The sequence below is a fragment of the Bacillus sp. FSL P4-0290 genome, from assembly GCF_037975435.1.
GTDB lineage: Bacteria > Bacillota > Bacilli > Bacillales > Bacillaceae > Bacillus > Bacillus subtilis.
Genome location: NZ_CP150253.1, coordinates 960,660 through 982,103 on the forward strand (window position 1 = coordinate 960,660; position 21,444 = coordinate 982,103).

Genomic DNA, 21,444 nt, shown 5'->3' on the forward strand with positions numbered 1-21,444 from the left:
TCATGAAAAATATGTGCGGCAAAGGTTTTTCATATCAGCAGGGAAAGGGGCTTCAGCAACTATGAGCTCGTCTGTTATCGGGTGAACCGCTTGTACTTTATTGGCGTGCAGTGCCTGCCTGTTTAGCAGCTTGCTCCCGCCTCCGTAAAGCGAGTCTCCTGTCAACGGATGGCCGAGGCTCGCCAGATGAACACGGATTTGGTGTGTTCTGCCTGTTTCCAGCTCTAATTCAACGAGCGACAGCCGTTCTTTCGCATTGCTGGCCATTACCTTGAAATGAGTGACGGCTGTTTGCCCGCCTGGTGAAACCCGGCGTCTTGTCGGGTGTGAGCGGTCTCTGCCGATCGGTGAATTAATTGTCCCTTTTTTCGTCCGTAGCTTACCTTCAGCGATAGCGGTATACGTACGCTTCAGCGTCTTTTTCTCTAACTGCTGGTCTAAGATGGCGTGTGCCAAACGATGCTTGGCAAAAACGATAGCGCCAGATGTATCCTGATCAAGACGATGGACGTGGCGCACCTTACATGTTTCGCCATTTATCTGATAATGATACGCGATCAAATTAGCCAGTGTGCCGGTTTGCCCATCCTCATTCGGATGCGTCGCGATGCCAGCGGGTTTATTGACGATGAGCATATGATTGTCCTCATATAAAATATCAAGCTCGCCATACTCCGGAATGACCGAAGATGCTTCAATTTCCTGAAGATCAATGAACACGCGGTCTCCCTTTTTTACAATCATATTGTTTAAGACCGATTCGTGATTGACCTTTATCTGTTGATGGGACATCCAGTCTTGTATCACTGGTTTAGAAGCTTTGAGCGCTGTTTTGAGTACGGAAAACAGCCATTGGCCGTCCTGTTTTTCATTGATGAGGATCTCAAGCCCTCTGCCTTTTTGGTTCATGTTAAATGGCTCCTTTTCGAAGCGGAAGGCTGCTGTTTCTCATAGGAAACACTTACCTTAGCTTTCGCGTTTTTTTCTGTGCTATTCTTGAGTAAGACTTAGGATATTCGATGGCAAGAAAGGTGATTGACGTGAGAATTGTGAACGCAGCAACTGCAGAACAGGAGAGCTTTATCAAGGAGCTGACTATGGAGCTGATCCATGATGTATTTCCTCTTTATTTCTCCGAACTGGACATTCAGCGCTTTAAAAAGAAAGGCGTTCTGTCTTTAAATAACCATTATTACCAAGGAACATTAAAAGAAGCATTTCAAATTATGGCTTGTCTGCAAATGATACATATTATCCTGACCAAGCCTTCGCCGCACTCTGATTTGAGTGATCAGGCGATTTTTGAAAAAAACAGCAAGATGCTGAATGATTTTGGGATTTATTTTCCGTTTGCTTTTTCTGACTTTCAAAAGAAGACTAACAAAGCCTTTTTCGGTCAAAGAAGGCTGATATAATCATGCGGCAAGGGCTTTTCTATTTTTAGAAAAGCTCTTTTTGTATCAGAGAAATCATATCATAAAACCTTTCCTCTAACTCCCTTTTTAAACGGCTCGTGTCTGAACATACTAATGATTGAAAGGGGTGCTGACAATGAGTTCAGTTAAAGATACAATGACAACGCAGGTGGCAACCGTTTCTCCGAATCAAACGATTCAGGAAGCGGCTTCTCTAATGAAACAGCATAACGTCGGGGCGATCCCCGTTGTAGAGCAAGGTGTTTTAAAAGGAATGCTGACTGACCGTGACATTGCATTAAGAACTACAGCTCAGGGCCGTGATGGCCAGACACCCGTTTCAGAAGTGATGTCAACAGAACTCGTATCAGGAAACCCTAATATGAGTCTGGAAGACGCGTCGCAGCTGATGGCCCAGCACCAAATCCGCCGCCTTCCTATTGTAGATCAAAACAATCTAGTCGGGATCGTTGCGCTTGGAGACCTGGCAGTCAATCAGATGTCGAACGAGTCTGCGGGATCAGCGCTGACAAACATTTCTCACCAAAACATTCATTAATAAGAAAGAGCTTGCAGTGTGCAGGCTCTTTCTTCACATAAAACCTTACTTTTTGAAAGCAGACTTGTTTCGGGGTATAGTGAGTGTATACATATGTCTCAATTCGTACTAAAGGAGTTGTACCCAGTGATTAAAGCGTTAATTTTTGATTTTGACGGGCTTATTCTAGATACAGAAACACACGAATATGAGGTTCTTCAGGAAATATTTGAAGAGCACGGCTCAGTGCTGCCGCTATCTGTCTGGGGAAAGGTCATCGGAACTGCTGCGGGTTTCCGGCCTTTTGAATATTTAGAAGAGCAGATCGGGAAAAAGCTGAACCATGAAGAGCTCACACAATTGAGAAGAGAGCGGTTTGCCAAACGCATGGAATCAGAAAAAGCGAGACCTGGTGTCGAAGCGTATTTGAATGCGGCAAAGGATTTAGGCTTAAAAATAGGCCTTGCCTCCAGCTCTGATTATAAATGGGTGTCCGGCCATTTGAAGCAAATCGGCCTGTTTGATGATTTTGAAGTTATTCAAACGGCGGATGATGTGGAAGAGGTGAAGCCGAATCCTGAACTCTATTTATTGGCGGCAAAGAACCTGGGGGTATCGCCAGCGGAATGTCTCGCGTTTGAGGATTCTGTCAATGGTTCGATTGCTGCGAAACGCGCAGGAATGAAGTGTGTCATTGTCCCGAATAAAGTAACGGGCACCTTGATGTTTGAAGACTATGATCACAGGCTTGAATCAATGGCGGAAATGGAGCTCGCCCTATTGCTTGATCATCTGAACTCACAAAACTAGAAAGGAGCGAGTAGGTTGTCTGAGAAATTAGATTTGACCCGGTTTGAAAAGAAAATGGTTATCCGCAATATCGAAGAGAAAGACATCGAGAAGATTATCGATCTTCAAAAGGACTGCTTTCCGGGGATGGAACCTTGGAAGCGAGAGCATTTAATCAGCCATTTGGAGCATTTTCCAGAAGGGCAGTTTTGTGCAGAATTCGAAGGTGAAATTATCGGTTCGTGCTCAAGTCTCCTGATTAACTTTGATGAATATGATGACCGCCATACATGGCAGGACATTACAGATGACGGTTATATCACCAACCATAATCCTGACGGCTTGAATATGTACGGAATTGAAGTCATGGTGGACCCGAAGTACAGACGAATGAAGATCGGCCACCGTTTGTACGAGGCGAGAAAGGACTTAGCCAGACGCTTAAACCTGAAAAGCATCATCATAGGCGGACGGATTCCAAACTATCACAAATATGCAGAGGAAATGACAGCGAGAGAGTATGTTGAACAGGTGACACGCCACCAAATTTACGATCCGGTTCTTTCTTTTCAGCTGATGAACGGCTTTACCCTTATGCGAATTAACCCGAACTATCTCCCGGATGATACAGCTTCGATCAAGTATGCGACGCTGATGGAATGGAATAATGTGGATTATCTACCGCAGCAGACAAAACGCTATTATAAATCGGCGTTCCCTGTTAGAATTTGTGTGATTCAATACGAAATGAAGAAAATTTATTCCTTTGAGGAATTTGCGAATCAAGTAGAATACTATGTCGATGTTGCTTCAGACGCAAGATCTGATTTTGCGGTGTTCCCGGAAATTTTCACAACCCAGCTGATGTCCTTCCTTGAGGAACGGTCACCGAGCTTGGCGGTGCAGAGAATTACTGAGTATACAGAAGATTACATCAGCCTGTTTACTGACTTGGCTGTGAAGTATAACGTCAACATTATCGGCGGATCTCATTTCGTCGAAGAGGAAGGCAAGATCTATAATATCGCTTACCTGTTCAGACGGGACGGAACGATCGAGAAGCAATACAAACTCCATATTACGCCGAATGAACGCAAATGGTGGGGGATCAGCGCAGGAGACCAAGTTCGCGTGTTTGATACGGACTGCGGGAAAATCGCGATCCAGATCTGTTATGACATTGAATTTCCTGAGCTTGCCCGGATTGCGGCTGATAAAGGAGCCAAAATCATCTTTACGCCATTTTGTACAGAAGACCGTCAAGGCTATCTACGTGTCAGATACTGTTCGCAGGCTAGAGCGGTTGAAAATCAAATTTATACGGTTATCTCTGGAACGGTCGGAAACCTTCCGCAAACGGAAAACATGGATATCCAATACGCCCAGTCAGGCATCTTTGCCCCGTCTGATTTTGAATTCGCCCGAGACGGCATTGTCGGCGAAACAAACCCGAATATTGAAATGGTCGTCATCGGCGATGTTGACCTGGAAATTCTCAGAAGACAGCGCCAAAACGGTACAGTGCGCCAGCTAAAAGACAGACGGCGTGATATTTATCATATTCAATATAAAAAATAATTCCCAAAAAACCCGCCAATTCAGGCGGGTTTTTTAAAACAAAAGCGGAATTGTTTAGGTGCTATCTTTAAAATAAAAGTAGGTATAGTGGAGGTGCCTTATGGAGTTTCTGTATTTTCGCCATTTCCTATATCATACAGAAAACGGCTAGGCTTCACATTGCTATTGCAATGGCTGTCCAAGTTGTTTCGAGTGCGACCTTTATTAGTATGATGCTGGAGCATTGTCACTTTGCCTGTTTTGCTTTGGAAGCTGCATCCTCTTTCTTCTTGAGAAAGGGGATGTTTTATTATTTACGCGGTTTATTGACTCTGACCCGGTCTGGCTTTATATTGAAGGCAGGGAAATCATCACCAAGACATCACATAAAGAGAAGGTCTGTTTCAATTGAATTGGCATTATAGGGAACGCTAATGAAATGGAGATGATGGGGATGGAAAACATTCAGCAAAATCAGGGATTAAAGCAAAAAGATGAGCAATTTGTGTGGCATGCCATGAAGGGAGCGCATCAAGCGGACAGCCTGATAGCCCAGAAGGCCGAAGGGGCCTGGGTAACCGACACAGACGGACGCCGCTATTTGGATGCGATGTCCGGTTTGTGGTGCGTCAACATTGGTTACGGCAGAAAGGAGCTTGCGGAGGCTGCCTATGAGCAACTAAAGGAGCTGCCTTACTACCCGTTAACGCAAAGTCACGCACCCGCAATTCAACTGGCGGAAAAGCTGAATGAATGGCTTGGCGGCGATTATGTTATTTTTTTTTCCAACAGCGGATCGGAAGCAAACGAAACTGCTTTTAAAATTGCCCGCCAGTACCATCTGCAAAACGGCGACCACAGCCGTTATAAATTCATCTCAAGATATCGGGCATACCACGGCAATACATTGGGAGCGCTCTCAGCTACCGGACAGGCGCAGCGGAAATATAAATACGAGCCTTTGAGCCAAGGGTTCCTGCATGCAGCTCCGCCAGATATATACCGGAATCCTGATGATGCAGACACGCTTGAAAGCGCAAATGAAATCGACCGCATCATGACATGGGAATTAAGCGAAACGATTGCCGGGGTCATTATGGAGCCCATCATTACAGGCGGAGGCATCCTAATGCCGCCGGACGGATATATGAAGAAGGTGGAGGACATTTGCCGGCGCCACGGAGCCCTTTTGATTTGCGATGAAGTGATCTGCGGGTTTGGACGGACAGGTGAGCCGTTCGGGTTTATGCACTACGGTGTGAAGCCTGATATCATTACGATGGCAAAGGGAATCACAAGCGCGTATCTGCCATTGTCAGCGACTGCTGTGAAACGGGACATTTTCGAAGCGTATCAGGGGGAAGCTCCTTATGACCGTTTCCGCCACGTGAACACGTTCGGCGGAAGCCCGGCTGCCTGTGCTTTGGCGTTGAAAAACCTGCAAATTATGGAGGACGAACAGCTGATTCAGCGATCCCGTGATCTTGGAGCAAAGCTTTTAGGTGAGCTTCAAGCTCTGAGAGAACACCCGGCAGTCGGGGATGTTAGAGGAAAAGGGCTGCTGATCGGAATCGAACTCGTCAAAGACAAATTGACTAAAGAGCCGGCTGATGCCGCCAAAGTAAACCAAGTGGTTGCAGCGTGCAAAGAAAAAGGGCTGATCATCGGCAAAAACGGCGATACAGTCGCCGGCTACAACAATGTCATCCAGCTTGCGCCGCCATTTTGCCTGACAGAAGAGGACCTTTCCTTTATCGTGAAAACGGTGAAAGAAAGCTTTCAAACGATATAATATAAAAGTGAATTATTAAAGGAGCACATGATGAGTTTTCACAACCAGCCGATCTTACCGGCTATTCGCAATATGAAGCAATTTGATGAGTTTTTGAACAGTTCGTTCTCTTACGGTGTTATTCTTGATATTCATCTCGGCCAGCTGAAGGGCGTGATCAAAGAAGCGCAAAAGCACGGAAAGAACATGATGGTGCACGTCGATCTCATTCAAGGGATTAAGCATGACGAATACGGTGCGGAATTTATATGCCAGGATATCAAGCCCGCTGGGATTATTTCCACAAGATCGAATGTGATTGCCAAAGCGAAGCAGAAGAAAATTTATGCCATTCAGCGCCTGTTTTTGCTTGATACAAGCGCGATGGAGAAAAGCATGGAGTTTATCGGCAAGCATAAGCCTGACTTCATCGAAGTGCTTCCCGGCATCGTTCCGTCACTCATTCAGGAAATAAAAGAGAAAACAGGGATTCCCATCTTTGCCGGGGGTTTCATCCGTACGGAAGAGGATGTAGAGCAGGCATTGAAAGCGGGGGCTGTAGCTGTCACAACATCTAATACCAAATTGTGGAAAAAATATGAAAACTTTTTGACGGAAAGTGATTGACACCGCTTTCATGCACTGATACAATTGCACTAGGTTAATACATTGTGATGGAGAACTCGGAGACCACAGCAGCTCTTTACGGCAAATGTTTATGCACCCGTAAAGCGGTTTGTTGTGGTTTTTTTATTCTCTTCTTCTCTATCATGCTTTTTAATCGTGACTTTAGGAGGAATGTGCTATGACAGCATTTTGGGGAGAAGTCATCGGTACGATGCTGCTTATCATTTTTGGTGCAGGTGTTTGTGCAGGTGTCAATTTAAAGAAATCGCTTTCATTCCAGTCTGGCTGGATTGTTGTTGTATTTGGATGGGGATTGGGTGTTGCAATGGCGGCATACGCGGTTGGCGGCATCAGCGGTGCCCATTTGAATCCGGCGCTAACGATAGCGCTTGCATTTGTAGGAGATTTTCCTTGGAAAGAGGTTCCGGTTTATATTGCGGCGCAAATGATCGGAGCGATCATCGGTGCGGTGATTATTTATCTGCATTACCTCCCGCACTGGAAGTCAACGGATGATCCCGCTGCCAAGCTGGGTGTTTTCTCAACAGGGCCCAGCATTCCGCATACATTTGCAAACGTTTTAAGCGAAGTGATTGGGACATTTGTCCTTGTGCTTGGAATCTTGGCCATTGGGGCAAATCAATTTACAGAAGGACTTAATCCTTTAATCGTCGGTTTCCTCATTGTAGCAATCGGTATTTCTCTGGGAGGCACCACCGGCTATGCTATCAATCCTGCACGTGACTTAGGTCCGCGGATAGCCCACGCTTTTCTTCCGATTCCGGGGAAGGGCTCATCAAACTGGAAATATGCATGGGTTCCGGTAGTCGGCCCGATTTTAGGCGGATCATTCGGCGGCGTATTTTACAACGCTGCATTTAAAGGGCACATCACAAGCAGCTTCTGGATTGTAAGCGTTATATTGGTTGTGGTATTGTTAGGACTCTATGTTTATACGAAATCACATTCTGCTAAAACATTATCAAATTCTAAATATATTTAAACAAAGGGGAGACATCTTATGGAAACGTACATTTTATCCTTAGATCAGGGGACGACAAGTTCAAGAGCGATTCTGTTTAATAAAGAAGGCAAAATTGTCCACTCTGCTCAAAAGGAATTTACACAATACTTCCCGCATCCTGGCTGGGTTGAGCATAATGCCAATGAAATTTGGGGCTCTGTCCTCGCGGTTATCGCCTCAGTCATCTCTGAATCAGGAATCAGCGCTTCTCAAATTGCCGGCATCGGCATCACGAACCAGCGCGAGACGACGGTTGTGTGGGATAAAGATACAGGAAGTCCTGTCTATAATGCAATCGTTTGGCAGTCCAGACAGACGTCCGGCATTTGTGAGGAACTTCGTGAAAAAGGATATAATGATAAATTCAGAGAAAAAACTGGGCTTTTAATCGATCCATACTTCTCCGGCACGAAGGTGAAGTGGATTTTAGACAATGTGGAAGGCGCGAGAGAAAAAGCGGAAAAAGGCGAGCTGCTGTTTGGAACGATTGATACGTGGCTCATTTGGAAAATGTCAGGCGGAAAAGCGCATGTGACCGATTACTCCAATGCCTCAAGAACACTGATGTTTAATATTTACGATTTAAAATGGGACGATGAACTGCTCGACATTCTAGGCGTACCGAAATCCATGCTCCCTGAAGTGAAGCCGTCCTCTCATGTGTATGCGGAGACTGTTGATTATCACTTCTTCGGAAAAAATATCCCGATTGCTGGAGCGGCAGGCGACCAGCAGTCCGCATTGTTCGGCCAGGCATGCTTTGAAGAAGGCATGGGGAAAAACACTTACGGCACAGGATGTTTCATGCTGATGAATACCGGGGAAAAAGCAATTAAGTCCGAACATGGGCTTTTGACAACAATCGCTTGGGGCATTGACGGAAAAGTGAACTATGCGTTAGAAGGAAGCATTTTTGTCGCAGGCTCTGCCATCCAGTGGCTTAGAGACGGTTTGAGAATGTTCCAGGATTCATCGCTAAGCGAATCTTATGCAGAAAAAGTGGATTCAACTGACGGCGTGTATGTCGTTCCGGCCTTTGTCGGACTGGGAACGCCTTACTGGGACAGCGATGTGCGCGGTTCGGTTTTCGGCCTGACAAGAGGGACAACAAAAGAGCACTTTATCCGTGCGACACTGGAGTCATTGGCTTATCAGACAAAAGATGTGCTTGACGCAATGGAAGCAGATTCAAACATTTCATTAAAGACGCTTCGTGTAGACGGAGGAGCTGTAAAAAACAATTTCCTAATGCAGTTCCAAGGAGACCTGTTGAATGTTCCTGTGGAGCGCCCGGAAATTAATGAAACGACTGCACTTGGCGCGGCTTATTTGGCAGGTATCGCTGTGGGATTCTGGAAGGACCGTTCTGAAATCGCGAACCAGTGGAATCTGGATAAACGGTTTGAGCCTGAATTGGAAGAAGAAAAACGAAATGAGCTGTATAAAGGCTGGCAAAAAGCCGTGAAAGCAGCTATGGCTTTTAAATAAAGTAATACTATGGTATAATGGTTACAAGTTAATAAGAACGGTCCTGAGATGAGGAGAGACCACAGCACCAAAGTGTAAGCATGCACTTTGGCTGTTGTGGTCTCTTTTTCTATTTACCGTGACAACAAGGAGGAAACGTAATGATGAAACATCAATTTTCAAGTCTTGAAAGAGATCGCATGCTGACAGACATGACGAAAAAAACATATGACCTATTTATTATCGGAGGAGGAATTACAGGAGCCGGAACAGCTCTTGACGCGGCATCAAGGGGAATGAAGGTCGCACTAAGCGAAATGCAGGACTTTGCGGCGGGAACATCAAGCCGATCAACGAAGCTGGTACATGGCGGCTTGCGCTATTTAAAACAATTTGAAGTGAAAATGGTCGCTGAGGTAGGAAAAGAGCGGGCGATTGTTTATGAAAACGGCCCGCATGTCACTACACCGGAATGGATGCTGCTTCCGTTTCATAAAGGCGGCACATTCGGTTCATTTACAACATCAATCGGGTTAAGGGTTTATGACTTCCTTGCAGGTGTGAAAAAGTCAGAACGAAGAAGCATGCTTTCAGCAAAAGAAACGCTGCAAAAAGAGCCTTTGGTAAAAAAAGACGGCTTAAAAGGCGGCGGGTACTATGTGGAATACCGCACTGACGATGCGAGACTGACCATCGAAGTCATGAAGGAAGCGGTGAAATTCGGGGCAGAGCCTGTGAATTACTCCAAAGTGAAGGAGCTTCTTTACGAAAAAGGCAAAGCCGTCGGCGTATTAATTGAAGATGTGCTGACAAAGAAAGAATATAAAGTGTATGCGAAAAAAATTGTCAATGCTACAGGCCCTTGGGTCGATCAGCTCAGAGAAAAAGACCATTCGAAAAACGGAAAGCATTTGCAGCATACAAAAGGCATTCACCTTGTATTTGACCAGTCTGTCTTTCCGCTGAAACAGGCTGTATATTTCGATACACCTGATGGCCGGATGGTATTTGCGATTCCTCGTGAAGGCAAAACATACGTGGGAACAACAGACACTGTTTACAAAGAGGCGCTGGAGCATCCGCGGATGACAACGGAGGATCGTGATTATGTCATCAAATCAATCAATTACATGTTCCCGGAACTGAATATCACTGCGAATGACATCGAATCCAGCTGGGCGGGGCTGCGTCCGCTGATTCATGAAGAAGGCAAAGATCCTTCTGAAATTTCACGGAAAGACGAGATTTGGACATCTGACTCAGGCCTGATCACCATTGCCGGCGGAAAACTGACTGGATACAGAAAAATGGCGGAGCACATCGTTGATCTTGTCCGTGATCGCTTAAAAGAAGAGGGCGAAAAGGATTTTGGACCATGTAAAACGAAAAACATGCCAATCTCTGGCGGGCACGTCGGCGGTTCGAAAAATCTCATGTCCTTCGTTACCGCGAAAACAAAAGAAGGAATTGCAGCCGGTTTATCAGAAAAAGACGCAAAACAGCTGGCAATCAGATACGGCTCTAACGTAGATCGCGTCTTTGACCGGGTAGAAGCGCTGAAAGATGAGGCCGCGAAACGCAACATTCCGGTTCATATTCTTGCTGAGGCAGAATACAGTATAGAAGAAGAGATGACTGCAACCCCTGCTGACTTCTTTGTCCGCAGAACGGGACGTTTATTTTTTGATATCAATTGGGTAAGAACATATAAAGATGCCGTTATTGATTTTATGAGCGAGCGATTCCAATGGGGTGAGCAGGCGAAAAACAAACATACAGAAAACCTCAACAAGCTTTTACACGATGCGGTCGTACCGCTTGAGCAATAAATCATAACGGGCTGTCTGCAGCCCGTTATTTCTTTTTACGTGCCGAAAGGGCCAGATCTCAGGTTATCAAGTGACAGAGGCACCCGCTTCATATAAAATAATGGCATAAGCTGATACATAGGAGGACGAATATGACTTGGAGAAAGAGCTATGAACGCTGGAAACAGACAGAACATTTAGATCCGGAATTAAAAGAGCGCCTTATTGAATTAGAGGGAGATGAACAGGCCCTTGAGGACTGTTTCTATAAAGACCTTGAATTCGGTACCGGCGGAATGCGCGGGGAAATCGGCGCCGGGACAAATCGGATGAATATTTACACTGTGCGCAAAGCATCGGCCGGGTTTGCGGCATACATCTCGAAGCAAGGTGAGGAAGCGAAAAAACGGGGCGTTGTCATTGCTTATGATTCCCGCCATAAATCTCCGGAGTTCGCGATGGAAGCGGCAAAAACACTTGCGACACAAGGCATCCAAACATACGTGTTTGATGAGCTTCGCCCGACGCCAGAGCTGTCATTCGCTGTCAGACAGCTGAACGCTTATGGGGGAATTGTGGTAACGGCAAGCCATAACCCGCCTGAATATAACGGCTACAAAGTATACGGGGATGATGGCGGCCAGCTGCCTCCAAAGGAAGCGGACATCGTCATTGAGCAGGTAAACGCGATTGAAAATGAGCTGACGATCACAGTGGACGAAGAAAATAAGTTAAAAGAAAAAGGCTTAATCAAAATCATCGGTGAAGATATTGATAAAGTTTATACAGAAAAACTGACGTCCATTTCTGTACATCCTGAATTATCGAAAGAAGTAGATGTAAAGGTTGTTTTCACACCGCTGCACGGAACTGCAAATAAACCGGTCAGACGCGGTCTTGAAGCACTCGGCTACAAAAATGTAACGGTTGTCAAAGAACAGGAACTGCCGGATTCAAACTTCTCCACTGTTACATCGCCGAACCCGGAAGAGCATGCGGCATTCGAATATGCCATTAAGCTTGGGGAGGAGCAGAATGCAGATATTCTCATCGCGACAGATCCTGATGCTGACCGCCTCGGCATCGCGGTGAAAAACGATCAAGGCAAATATACAGTGCTGACAGGAAACCAAACCGGAGCGCTGCTGCTTCATTACCTGCTTTCTGAAAAGAAAAAACAAGGCATCCTGCCTGATAACGGTGTTGTTCTCAAAACGATCGTCACAAGCGAAATCGGCCGTGCTGTAGCTTCTTCATTCGGCCTTGATACGATTGATACGCTGACAGGCTTTAAGTTTATCGGTGAAAAGATCAAGGAATACGAAGCATCAGGCCAGTATACCTTCCAATTCGGTTATGAAGAGAGCTACGGTTATTTAATCGGGGATTTTGCCCGCGATAAGGACGCCATTCAGGCTGCGCTTTTGGCAGTTGAAGTTTGCGCGTTCTATAAAAAACAGGGAATGTCTTTGTATGAGGCGCTCATCAATCTCTTTAACGAGTATGGTTTTTATCGTGAAGGGCTGAAATCCCTGACGCTGAAAGGCAAACAAGGAGCAGAGCAAATTGAAGCGATTCTTGCTTCCTTCAGACAAAATCCGCCGCAGAAAATGGCGGGCAAACAGGTTGTCACAGCAGAAGATTACGCTGTAAGCAAACGGACGCTTCTGACTGAAAGCAAAGAAGAAGCCATCGACTTGCCAAAATCAAATGTATTGAAATACTTCCTGGAAGACGGGTCTTGGTTCTGTCTTCGTCCTTCAGGAACTGAGCCGAAGGTGAAATTTTATTTCGCCGTAAAAGGGTCATCTTTGGAAGACAGTGAACAGCGTCTTGCCTCCCTTTCTGAAGGTGTAATGAAGACGGTGGATGAAATTGTTGAGTCAACAGCAAAATAATTCAAGTATGAGCTGGGTCATTGTAAATGATCCGGCTTTTTCTCTTTCTCATCCAAAAGTCTGAAAGAAAATCATCCTACAAGTGAAGTAATGAAATACAAAAAACTGGTATAATCTTAAATACAAGATCAATGCCGGAGTGAGAAACGTGAGCAAAACGAGGATGGAAAAATTAAAAACGCTGAAAACGATTGCGGAAACCTTAAATCAAGGGCACGATATCAAAGCAACACTGGATGAGGTTTTAAAAGAGTTGCTGAGTCTGACAAATCTTCAATCCGGATGGATTTTTCTGATCGAAGAAGATGGGTCTTATACGTTAGCGGCCGACGCTTATCTGCCCCCGGCTTTAAGCCGCAAGGAAAAAGTGCTGATGTGCGAAGGGGAGTGTTACTGTCTGACGAAATTCAATAACGGAGGGCTTAGAAAGGCTGCAAATATCATGAACTGCAAACGCATCGAATCAGCAGAAAACCTGCATTGTTTTGACACAGAAGGGATTACGCATCATGCAACTGTGCCTTTAGAAGACGGGGACAGAAGATTCGGATTGTTAAATGTAGCGGCGGCCGGAAAAACCATGTTTGATGAGGAAGAGCTGCATTTACTCGAGTCTGTCGCCTTTCAGATCGGAACGGCAATCCAGCGTATGAGGCTTTCTGAATATCAACAAAAAAATGCTCTTTTAATGGAGCGTAACCGCCTCGCTCAGGAGCTTCACGATTCAGTCAATCAAATGCTGTTTTCCGTCAGTTTAACTGCCAAAGCTGCGAAGACACTAACAAAAGATGAGAATTTACAGCAGATGATTGATTTCATCCAAAACCTATCACAGGACGCGCTCGCAGAAATGAAAGCGTTAATTTGGCAGCTTCGCCCCGGAGGATTGGAAAAAGGCTGGCTGAAGCCATTAAAAGTTATGGTGCGCTCATTGGATTGAAGATCATTTTTACACAAAAAGGCAGTCCTGTTCTGACTGATGAGCAGGAGCATATGCTATGGCGTGTCGTACAGGAAGCTTTAAATAACTGCAAAAAGCATGCCGGAACGGATACGGCTTATGTTAGTCTGACTGCTTCTTTGTGCCATGCGGAGCTGGATATCATCGATCATGGGGCGGGATTTCGCTATGAAGCGCATGCCGGTCTGCCTTCACTTGGCATCAAGGGTATGAAAGAACGGGCGGAAAAAGCCGGAGCTAAGTTTTGGATTGAGTCAGCGCTTGGAACTGGAACAAAGCTGTCCATCAGGCTTCCGCTAAAAAGCCGAAAAGGAGGGGCGGTATGAAAATTGTCATTGCTGATGATCATCATGTTGTCAGAAAGGGTCTGCGTTTTTTCTTTGCCACCCAGGATGATATTGAAGTTGTCGGAGAAGCTGCAACTGGATTAGAAGCTCTCCGTGTCATCGAAGAGACAAAGCCGGATCTTGTGCTAATGGATCTGTCTATGCCCGAGATGGACGGCATTCAAGCCATTAAAAAAGCAATACAGCAATTTCCGGATACGAATATCATTGTGCTGACGAGCTACTCTGATCAGGAGCACGTCATCCCCGCGCTTCAGGCAGGCGCGAAGGCGTATCAATTAAAGGATACGGAGCCCGAGGAATTGGTGAAAACACTAAGACAAGTGCATGCTGGCGAATACAAGCTTTCTACAGCTATTATGCCCCATGTGCTGACACATATGAAAAATCAGCACGACCCGGAAAAAGAAAAATACTATCAATTAACAAGAAGGGAAAAAGACGTTCTGACTGAAATAGCAAACGGGAAAAGCAATAAAGAAATCGCAGCAGCCTTGTTTATTTCAGAAAAAACAGTAAAAACCCATGTATCGAATCTTTTAGCAAAACTTGAAGTGGCCGACCGCACGCAAGCAGCGCTTTTCGCAGTGAAATATAATCTGAATGGAGAGATCTCGAAATGAACATGTTAGTCATAAATGGCACGCCTAGAAAACATGGCAGAACAAGAATTGCAGCATCCTATATTTCAGCTCTGTATCACACGGATTTGATTGATCTAAGCGAGTTTGTATTGCCCGTTTTTAACGGTGAAGCGGAACAATCTGAACTGTTGAAAGTACAGGAGCTTAAGCAACGCGTTACGAAAGCGGATGCGATTGTATTATTATCGCCTGAATATCACAGCGGCATGAGCGGCGCTTTAAAAAATGCCTTGGATTTTCTAAGCAGCGAACAATTCAAATATAAGCCCGTTGCATTATTGGCAGTAGCGGGAGGCGGAAAAGGCGGCATCAATGCGCTGAACAATATGAGAACTGTGATGCGGGGTGTCTACGCCAATGTCATTCCGAAGCAGCTGGTGCTTGATCCGGTGCATATTGATGTTGAAAATGCTACAGTGGCTGAAAACATTAAGGAAAGCATAAAAGAGCTTGTCGAAGAACTCAGCATGTTCGCAAAAGTAGGAAATCCCGGCGTCTAAACGCCGGGATTTGTTTATGTGAGGAGGGCTATTTGATCTTCATAAGTCAGCTCTGTGGCATGATCAATATATCGGAGAAGGGAATACAGCATCTTTTCTAAAACGGCGTAATCCTGTTCAAAATGATACGCATGCAGAAAATGCTCAATTCGTTTTGATAACAAATCGTCCTCTGTACGCACCATTAAAATTAATAAATTATCCCATTGAGAACGATGGGTGTAATAAAGCGCTTTATCGTAATCGGCATAATCCATGAATCGCTTCTCCTTTCTTGGGTGAGAAGTTCATGATTAGTTTATGCCGCATCCTCTGTTATTGACGGGGCAAAACTTGCCGTCTGCGTCAGTAAAGGGGTAGCAATATGAGGGAGACATAAAATCAAAATGCCTGAATGAAGATATCGCTTTTGGTAAACCTATGAGGGAATATATTCTGGGTACAGGAGACTGAAAAAATGAAATCCCTGCCGTATACCATCGCGCTTCTTTTTTGCGGATTGATTATCGTGTCAATGGCTGCAAAAGGTCATTCAACGGACACAGACGAGTCCGTTCAAAAGTGGGAACAGCTTGCCTGGAGCAAAATTCAGGATGAATATAAGGGCGCTTCATTTTCTGATTATGCTTATATGGGGCGTACAGAGGTGAATGATCAGCAGACGAAAGATGTCTTTCGGGTGACAGTCAGACAAAAAGATGACACTTTTTCTGTTCGGGCCGAAGTCTATTTTCATCCGGTGACAAATCATATGATCAGCATCAACGTCTTTAGGCTCTAATAAAAAACTGTACAGCCGTTAAGGCCGCACAGTTTCTGTTTTTAGAAATATCGTTTTGCACCGAGATAGCGCTGTTTCCAGTAAGAGTTGTTCATATTGGAAATGACAACTCCGGAATCGTTGGCATTTATGAATTCCCCGTTGCCTAGGTAAATTCCGACGTGGGAAGGGCCGGCTTTATATGTTGTAAAGAAAACAAAATCTCCGACAGCAGGCTGGCTAACTGATTTCATTGTGTTCCAATATCCCGCTGCCGTTAATCTAGATACGGATGTGACTTTGTTCAGTACATAGTAAATGAATCCGCTGCAGTCAAACCCGGACGGTGTCGTGCCTCCCCAGCGATATGGAACCCCAAGCTGCGCTTTAGCGGCCGAAATCATTGTGTTAATCTTCGCACTCGTTGAGCTGGTGGTGTTTGAAGAACCGGATGAAGACGATGATGAAGCTTTTCCGGAAATGACCAGCTTTTGGCCAACCTGCAAGACATCCGTTTTTAAATTGTTTTTCTCACGAATCTGCTGAGCTGTTACATTAAATTTTTGTGCAATCACCCATAAGGAATCACCGCTTTTCACCGTGTATGTAGTCGTCGTGCCGGAGCTTGCATTTGACGAAGAAGACGACGATGATGAAGAGCCTGAAGATGCTTTACCTGTCAGCTTCAATACTTGTCCAACGTAAAGCACATCTGATTTCAGATTGTTGATATTTCGGATTTGCTGTACAGTCAGGTTATAGTTGTTTGCGATTTTCCAAAGTGAATCACCGCTTTTAACGGTATATTTAGTTGTTGCTGAAGTTTGGTTCGATTTGGATGAAGTGTCTTTAGAAGACGTATCAGAGCCGCTTGATTTTGTTTTCAACACCTGATTCACGTAAATGGTGTCTGATTTTAAGTTGTTCAAGACCTTCAATTCAGCGATGGACATATTGACTTTGTTTGCAATTTTCCAGAGTGAATCTCCAAGCTGCACCTTATATGTTCCCGTAGAAGATGAGGAACTTGAACTCTTATTAGAACTGCTTTTTGAACTGGAGCTTGAACTCTTATTAGAGTTGCTTTTTTTACTGGAACTAGGGCTTGAAGAAACAGTACCGGACACCTTTAATTTCTGCCCAGCACGAATTAAATCGCTGCTTAGTCCGTTTAATTTTTTCAGTTCTTGCACGGTCATTTTAAACTCATTTGCGATCAGCCAAAGTGAATCTCCGCTTTTCACTGTGTAAACAGAACTTCCGCTCTTCTTGGTTGTTGAGCTTGAAGTAGATGAAGAAGTGCTGGATTTGCTGCCTGGAATAGTAAGCGTCTGGCCGATCGACAGAACAGTAGTCGAAAGATGATTGGCGGATGTGAGGGCCGCCACACTTGTGTTATAGGTTTGGGCCAGTTTCCATAAAGAATCTCCGCTTTTGACCTTAATCGTTGCTGCTTCAGCTGGTGTCACTACTAAAGTTGTGCCGACAATCGCAGATGCTGTCAGCCCTGCTGCTAATTTCTTTTTCATCTTAGCTCTCCTTTTTCCCCCAATGATTTTGCATTTCCTGTTTCTTTTTTATATCGGCACATTTGTCTCATCGTTTTGCCTTTTTATAAAAATAGCCAAATTATCTTAACAATAAGGGGGAAAAAGGGCATAAAAAAGAAGGAATCTTAATCTATTCCTTCATTTTTAAAAGCTTCATGATATCTTCTTTGTTTTTGACGAGGTCGCGCAGTGTGTATTTGTCTAAAACTGCGAGGTAGGCTAAAAGCGCTTCATTCAGCACATGTTTTAAGCCGCAAACCGGGGAAATAACACAGAGATTCTTGTTCGCATCAAAACATTCAACAATATTAAAATCGTCTTCCGTTTTTCTGACAACCTCACCGATGTTGATGTCTTCAGGTTCCATGCCTAATCGTATGCCGCCGCCCCGTCCGCGTATCGTTTCTACGTAGCCGAGCTGGCCGAGCCTGTATATGACTTTCATGAGATGATTTTTTGAAATAGAATACGTTTCGGCAATCTGTTTTATATTTGAAAGTTCTCCGGGACGCTCTGCAGCCAGAAAAATCAACACTCTTAATGAATAATCTGTATAATTGGTTAACTTCATAATAAGACCTCAGAATAAGACATTTTCTATATCTTATCATAATCGATTGAAAAATGAAAAAAAAGGAATTAAAAAAACATGCACCCAGCTGGGTGCATGTTTTTTGCTTACATGTCATTCGGCGGATTTTGGTTTTTACGGTTTTTTTCGATTTCTGTGTTTTGCATTTTGCGTTCAAATGTAGACAGATAACGTGATGCAAAATCCTTACCGCCAAGGCCGAAGGATAAACCGAAAGCGAGTGCGAAGCCGCTAAGAACGATGATAAACGCGGAATTGACGATTGTCGCAGCGACACCAAGCTGATCCAGGGCCATAAAGAAAGCAAGTGCGATAATCGTATATTTAGCAATAGGCGCTAAAGACTTGAATTCCTGGCCTTTTATCATGCTTGAGAGCACTTTTCTCACCAATTCTCCTGCGTAAAGGCCGAGTCCGAGAATGAATACTGCGACAAGGACATTCGGCAGATACGCGATGATGCCAGTGGCAATTTCTACGAGGAAGTGCAGCCGAACAATTTGAAGCGCCTCAGCTGTAAAGAGCAGAATGACAATGATTTGCGCAATCATACCGACAACTTGAGACAAGGACAGCTTTGCAGGCGTTCCGGCTTCCATGCCCATTTTCCCTAAGACAGAATCAAAGCCTGCGCGATGGAGCAGTCCGGACACCATGGATTTCACCCATTTTCCTGCCCAGATACCCGCTAATACAAGCACGATGGCAATCATGATGTTCGGAAGCATGTTTAAAATCGTATTCAGCATAGAGACAGCTGGTTTTGAAATGCCGGCGACATCCAGCTGATCAAGCGCTGAAATGACCACCGGAATCATAATCAGCACATAAGCGATTGTTCCGATGACTGCTGAAAGGCTTGTGTCTTTTAAGTAAATTGATAAACCCATACGTGCCGCGAATCTTTCCGTGCCGATGCTTGCAAGGAAATTCGTAATGATATCACGGACAAGGCGGGCAACAAGCCAGCCGATTAATACGATAAGCGCCGCTGCAAATAATTTCGGCAGAAAAGCGAGCACGCTTTCCATCATATTTGTAAAAGGACCTGAAATGCCGCTGATTTTCAAAGAAGATAAGACCCCTGGCAGAAAAACAAGCAGCACGAGATAAAAGACAATTTGTGAAGCGGTATTGACAGCCTGGTGAATATCTTTTCCTTCAGACACCAAATTCCACTTGCGCAGTTTGTCACTCGTGTTCAGCTTCATCCCGATTTTTTTGACAAGGAAGCTTAAAACAGAGGCTGCAGCCCATCCTAACAGCAGAATGAGTCCAGCTTTCAGCACGCTTGGGATCGCGGCTGCAATCGCCGAAAGCATACTGACAAACGGCGATGCCACTGTTGTCAGGTGCAAAATGTTAAAGAATAAAATAAAGACGATGATCAGTGCGATAAAATAAACGACCTTGCTTATGACTTTTTCCGAGGAATAGCGTGAAGGCTTTTTCCCAGCAAAGAGCTTGTCGTCGATTTTTGTTTTGCTGAGTCCTTTGTATACCGCTTTTTCAATGATTTTAGCAATAGCCCAGCCGATTAATAAGACGAGTAAAGCAATGATTACGTTTGGCAGCTTACTGAGATAAGTAGAAAGCACGTCTGCTACATTCAATTGGTATCGCTCCTTTTTCGTAGTATGGTGTGTGTTTACCCACTGATCCAATAAGCAAACAGATGAATGTGCCGGGGGAATTTTTTCTTGCCTGAGTGAGACTATCATCTTTTGTATGGCGGGCTCATACATTATAGATAAGTCCAAGTAGGGGGGATTCGGTTGAACGCGGAGGAGAAGAAGGGATTACAGCGGGCAATTGAGGAAATTACCGAAATTGCAAAAGGATTCGGCCTTGATTTCTACCCGATGAGATATGAAATCTGCCCGGCTGAAATTATTTATACATTTGGCGCGTACGGGATGCCGACAAGATTCAGCCACTGGAGCTTCGGCAAGCAGTTTCATAAGATGAAGCTGCACTATGATCTAGGGTTAAGTAAGATCTATGAGCTGGTCATTAACTCAGATCCATGCTACGCTTTTTTGCTGGACAGCAACTCACTGATCCAAAATAAATTGATTGTCGCACACGTTCTTGCCCATTGCGATTTCTTCAAAAACAACTGCCGTTTCCAAAACACGAAGCGCGATATGGTGGAAAGCATGGCGGCAACAGCTGAACGGATAAAACACTATGAACAGGTTCACGGGATAAAAGAAGTCGAATCTTTTTTAGATGCAATCCTTTCGATTCAGGAGCATATCGATCCGTCGTTGGTCCGACCAAAGCTCCAATGGAGTGTGGATGATGAGGAAGAGGAGATTGAAGAGGCAGCCACGCCTTACGATGATCTATGGTCATTGGATGAAAAGAAACCGAAAAAACAAGTGAAAAAATCGAAAAAACCGTTCCCGCCGCGGCCTGAAAAAGATATCCTGCTTTTTATCGAGGAGCATTCCCGGGAGCTGGAGCCATGGCAGCGTGATATATTAACGATGATGAGAGAGGAAATGCTTTATTTCTGGCCTCAGCTGGAAACCAAGATTATGAATGAGGGCTGGGCTTCCTATTGGCACCAGCGAATTATACGTGAGCTTGATTTAACCTCTGATGAAGCGATCGAGTTCGCCAAGCTGAATGCAGGTGTCGTTCAGCCGTCCAAAACAGGCATTAATCCTTATTATTTAGGGCTAAAAATATTTGAAGACATTGAGGAGAGGTACAACAACCCGACGGAGGAAATGAAGAAAATGGGCGTGCAGCCTGACTCCGGCCGGGAGAAAATGTTTGAGGTCAGGGAGATTGAATCCGATATCTCTTTCATCCGCAATTATTTAACCAAAGAATTAGTCATGCGCGAGGATCTTTATTTGTTTCAAAAACAGGGCCGAGATTATAAAATCATCGATAAACAGTGGAAGTCGGTGCGCGACCAGCTCGTAAGCATGCGGGTAAATGGCGGTTTTCCATATTTGACAGTAAACGACGGCGATTATATGAAAAATAACGAGCTCTATATTAAGCATTGGTATGAAGGAATAGAGTTAGATTTGAAATATTTGGAGAAAGTGCTCCCTTATTTATTCCAGCTTTGGGGAAGAAGCGTGCACATTGAGTCTGTGCTTGAGGATAAGGAAGTCATGTTTTCGTACGACGGAAAAGGTGTTCACCGCAGATATTTATAAAAAAGAGGATGCAG

At 44.7% G+C, this 21,444-nt stretch carries 19 protein-coding genes and 1 pseudogene; 15 read left to right on the plus strand and 5 right to left on the minus strand.

The window, feature by feature from the left end:
• The gene (locus MKY10_RS04970) at positions 1-909 is read right to left on the minus strand and encodes an RluA family pseudouridine synthase (protein WP_015252485.1); all 909 of its coding nucleotides are present in this window, start codon (positions 907-909) and stop codon (positions 1-3) included.
• Positions 910-1,019: 110 nt separating this feature from the next.
• Between MKY10_RS04970 and MKY10_RS04975 the strand changes: the two genes are divergently transcribed.
• The 13 genes and pseudogenes from MKY10_RS04975 to yhdA all read left to right on the plus strand — a co-directional run bounded on the left by MKY10_RS04975 (position 1,020) and on the right by yhdA (position 15,346).
• Complete coding sequence (locus MKY10_RS04975; protein WP_015252484.1) at positions 1,020-1,415, plus strand: YhcU family protein; 396 nt, start codon at positions 1,020-1,022, stop codon at positions 1,413-1,415.
• 136 nt (positions 1,416-1,551) lie between these two features.
• Positions 1,552-1,974, plus strand: coding sequence for a CBS domain-containing protein (locus MKY10_RS04980; protein WP_003245462.1), 423 nt, complete (start codon positions 1,552-1,554; stop codon positions 1,972-1,974).
• Positions 1,975-2,100: 126 nt separating this feature from the next.
• A complete protein-coding gene (locus tag MKY10_RS04985; protein ID WP_003245030.1) occupies positions 2,101-2,763 on the plus strand; it encodes an HAD family hydrolase in 663 nt (220 codons plus the stop codon).
• Between the two features lie 15 nt (positions 2,764-2,778).
• Positions 2,779-4,320 (plus strand): bifunctional GNAT family N-acetyltransferase/carbon-nitrogen hydrolase family protein, encoded by a 1,542-nt coding sequence (locus tag MKY10_RS04990; RefSeq protein ID WP_015252483.1) that lies wholly within the window; start codon positions 2,779-2,781, stop codon positions 4,318-4,320.
• A gap of 418 nt (positions 4,321-4,738) precedes the next feature.
• Positions 4,739-6,091 (plus strand): aspartate aminotransferase family protein, encoded by a 1,353-nt coding sequence (locus tag MKY10_RS04995; protein WP_010886456.1) that lies wholly within the window; start codon positions 4,739-4,741, stop codon positions 6,089-6,091.
• A gap of 27 nt (positions 6,092-6,118) precedes the next feature.
• Positions 6,119-6,697 carry a glycerol uptake operon antiterminator GlpP gene (glpP, locus tag MKY10_RS05000; protein WP_003233388.1) on the plus strand — a complete coding sequence of 193 codons (579 nt, stop codon included), beginning with the start codon at positions 6,119-6,121 and terminating at the stop codon, positions 6,695-6,697.
• Between the two features lie 178 nt (positions 6,698-6,875).
• Positions 6,876-7,700, plus strand: coding sequence for a glycerol uptake facilitator protein GlpF (glpF, locus tag MKY10_RS05005; protein WP_003233386.1), 825 nt, complete (start codon positions 6,876-6,878; stop codon positions 7,698-7,700).
• Between the two features lie 18 nt (positions 7,701-7,718).
• Positions 7,719-9,209 carry a glycerol kinase GlpK gene (gene glpK / locus MKY10_RS05010; protein ID WP_003233384.1) on the plus strand — a complete coding sequence of 497 codons (1,491 nt, stop codon included), beginning with the start codon at positions 7,719-7,721 and terminating at the stop codon, positions 9,207-9,209.
• Positions 9,210-9,349: 140 nt separating this feature from the next.
• Entirely contained in the window at positions 9,350-11,017 is a 1,668-nt protein-coding gene (gene glpD, locus MKY10_RS05015) for a glycerol-3-phosphate dehydrogenase (protein ID WP_044052584.1), read from the plus strand.
• 131 nt (positions 11,018-11,148) lie between these two features.
• The gene (pgcA, locus tag MKY10_RS05020; RefSeq protein WP_048654841.1) at positions 11,149-12,894 is read left to right on the plus strand and encodes a phosphoglucomutase; all 1,746 of its coding nucleotides are present in this window, start codon (positions 11,149-11,151) and stop codon (positions 12,892-12,894) included.
• A 148-nt stretch (positions 12,895-13,042) separates the two neighbouring features.
• A pseudogene (yhcY, locus tag MKY10_RS05025) lies at positions 13,043-14,181 on the plus strand (two-component system sensor histidine kinase YhcY).
• Positions 14,178-14,825, plus strand: a complete 648-nt coding sequence (yhcZ, locus tag MKY10_RS05030; RefSeq protein WP_015252479.1) for a two-component system response regulator YhcZ — start codon at positions 14,178-14,180, stop codon at positions 14,823-14,825. Before yhcY ends, yhcZ begins: the two are co-directional and overlap by 4 nt.
• A complete protein-coding gene (gene yhdA, locus MKY10_RS05035) occupies positions 14,822-15,346 on the plus strand; it encodes an FMN-dependent NADPH-azoreductase (protein WP_015252478.1) in 525 nt (174 codons plus the stop codon). Before yhcZ ends, yhdA begins: the two co-directional genes overlap by 4 nt.
• 14 nt (positions 15,347-15,360) lie before the next feature.
• Here the strand turns inward: yhdA and MKY10_RS05040 are convergent, their stop codons facing one another.
• Complete coding sequence (locus MKY10_RS05040) at positions 15,361-15,603, minus strand: YhdB family protein (RefSeq protein WP_003233373.1); 243 nt, start codon at positions 15,601-15,603, stop codon at positions 15,361-15,363.
• Between the two features lie 200 nt (positions 15,604-15,803).
• On the opposite strand from MKY10_RS05040, the gene MKY10_RS05045 reads away from it, so the two are divergent.
• Positions 15,804-16,127: a YqzG/YhdC family protein gene (locus tag MKY10_RS05045; RefSeq protein ID WP_003233371.1), complete on the plus strand. Its 324-nt coding sequence runs from the start codon at positions 15,804-15,806 to the stop codon at positions 16,125-16,127.
• A gap of 41 nt (positions 16,128-16,168) precedes the next feature.
• On the opposite strand, the gene lytF is transcribed toward MKY10_RS05045, so the two are convergent.
• The 3 genes from lytF to MKY10_RS05060 form a co-directional block, all read right to left on the minus strand.
• Positions 16,169-17,635, minus strand: coding sequence for a peptidoglycan endopeptidase LytF (gene lytF / locus MKY10_RS05050; RefSeq protein ID WP_015252477.1), 1,467 nt, complete (start codon positions 17,633-17,635; stop codon positions 16,169-16,171).
• A gap of 151 nt (positions 17,636-17,786) precedes the next feature.
• A complete protein-coding gene (gene nsrR, locus MKY10_RS05055; RefSeq protein ID WP_014479293.1) occupies positions 17,787-18,227 on the minus strand; it encodes a nitric oxide-sensing transcriptional repressor NsrR in 441 nt (146 codons plus the stop codon).
• A 107-nt stretch (positions 18,228-18,334) separates the two neighbouring features.
• The gene (locus MKY10_RS05060) at positions 18,335-19,993 is read right to left on the minus strand and encodes a mechanosensitive ion channel (protein ID WP_015252476.1); all 1,659 of its coding nucleotides are present in this window, start codon (positions 19,991-19,993) and stop codon (positions 18,335-18,337) included.
• Positions 19,994-20,023: 30 nt separating this feature from the next.
• Between MKY10_RS05060 and spoVR the strand changes: the two genes are divergently transcribed.
• Positions 20,024-21,430 carry a stage V sporulation protein SpoVR gene (gene spoVR / locus MKY10_RS05065; protein WP_014479295.1) on the plus strand — a complete coding sequence of 469 codons (1,407 nt, stop codon included), beginning with the start codon at positions 20,024-20,026 and terminating at the stop codon, positions 21,428-21,430.
• The last annotated feature ends 14 nt before the right edge of the window (positions 21,431-21,444 follow it).

Bases quoted from the DNA above. Each gene is read 5' to 3' on its own strand.
- MKY10_RS05060 (WP_015252476.1), bottom strand. From the start codon at position 19,993: ATGTATGAGCCCGCCATACAAAAGATGATAGTCTCACTCAGGCAAGAA.
- glpD (WP_044052584.1), top strand. From the start codon at position 9,350: ATGATGAAACATCAATTTTCAAGTCTTGAAAGAGATCGCATGCTGACA.
- MKY10_RS04995 (WP_010886456.1), top strand. From the start codon at position 4,739: ATGGAGATGATGGGGATGGAAAACATTCAGCAAAATCAGGGATTAAAG.
- MKY10_RS04980 (WP_003245462.1), top strand. From the start codon at position 1,552: ATGAGTTCAGTTAAAGATACAATGACAACGCAGGTGGCAACCGTTTCT.
- MKY10_RS04970 (WP_015252485.1), bottom strand. From the start codon at position 909: ATGAACCAAAAAGGCAGAGGGCTTGAGATCCTCATCAATGAAAAACAG.
- yhdA (WP_015252478.1), top strand. From the start codon at position 14,822: ATGAACATGTTAGTCATAAATGGCACGCCTAGAAAACATGGCAGAACA.
- glpF (WP_003233386.1), top strand. From the start codon at position 6,876: ATGACAGCATTTTGGGGAGAAGTCATCGGTACGATGCTGCTTATCATT.
- lytF (WP_015252477.1), bottom strand. From the start codon at position 17,635: ATGAAAAAGAAATTAGCAGCAGGGCTGACAGCATCTGCGATTGTCGGC.
- MKY10_RS05045 (WP_003233371.1), top strand. From the start codon at position 15,804: ATGAAATCCCTGCCGTATACCATCGCGCTTCTTTTTTGCGGATTGATT.
- glpK (WP_003233384.1), top strand. From the start codon at position 7,719: ATGGAAACGTACATTTTATCCTTAGATCAGGGGACGACAAGTTCAAGA.
- yhcZ (WP_015252479.1), top strand. From the start codon at position 14,178: ATGAAAATTGTCATTGCTGATGATCATCATGTTGTCAGAAAGGGTCTG.
- MKY10_RS04975 (WP_015252484.1), top strand. From the start codon at position 1,020: ATGGCAAGAAAGGTGATTGACGTGAGAATTGTGAACGCAGCAACTGCA.
- nsrR (WP_014479293.1), bottom strand. From the start codon at position 18,227: ATGAAGTTAACCAATTATACAGATTATTCATTAAGAGTGTTGATTTTT.
- MKY10_RS05040 (WP_003233373.1), bottom strand. From the start codon at position 15,603: ATGGATTATGCCGATTACGATAAAGCGCTTTATTACACCCATCGTTCT.
- glpP (WP_003233388.1), top strand. From the start codon at position 6,119: ATGATGAGTTTTCACAACCAGCCGATCTTACCGGCTATTCGCAATATG.
- pgcA (WP_048654841.1), top strand. From the start codon at position 11,149: ATGACTTGGAGAAAGAGCTATGAACGCTGGAAACAGACAGAACATTTA.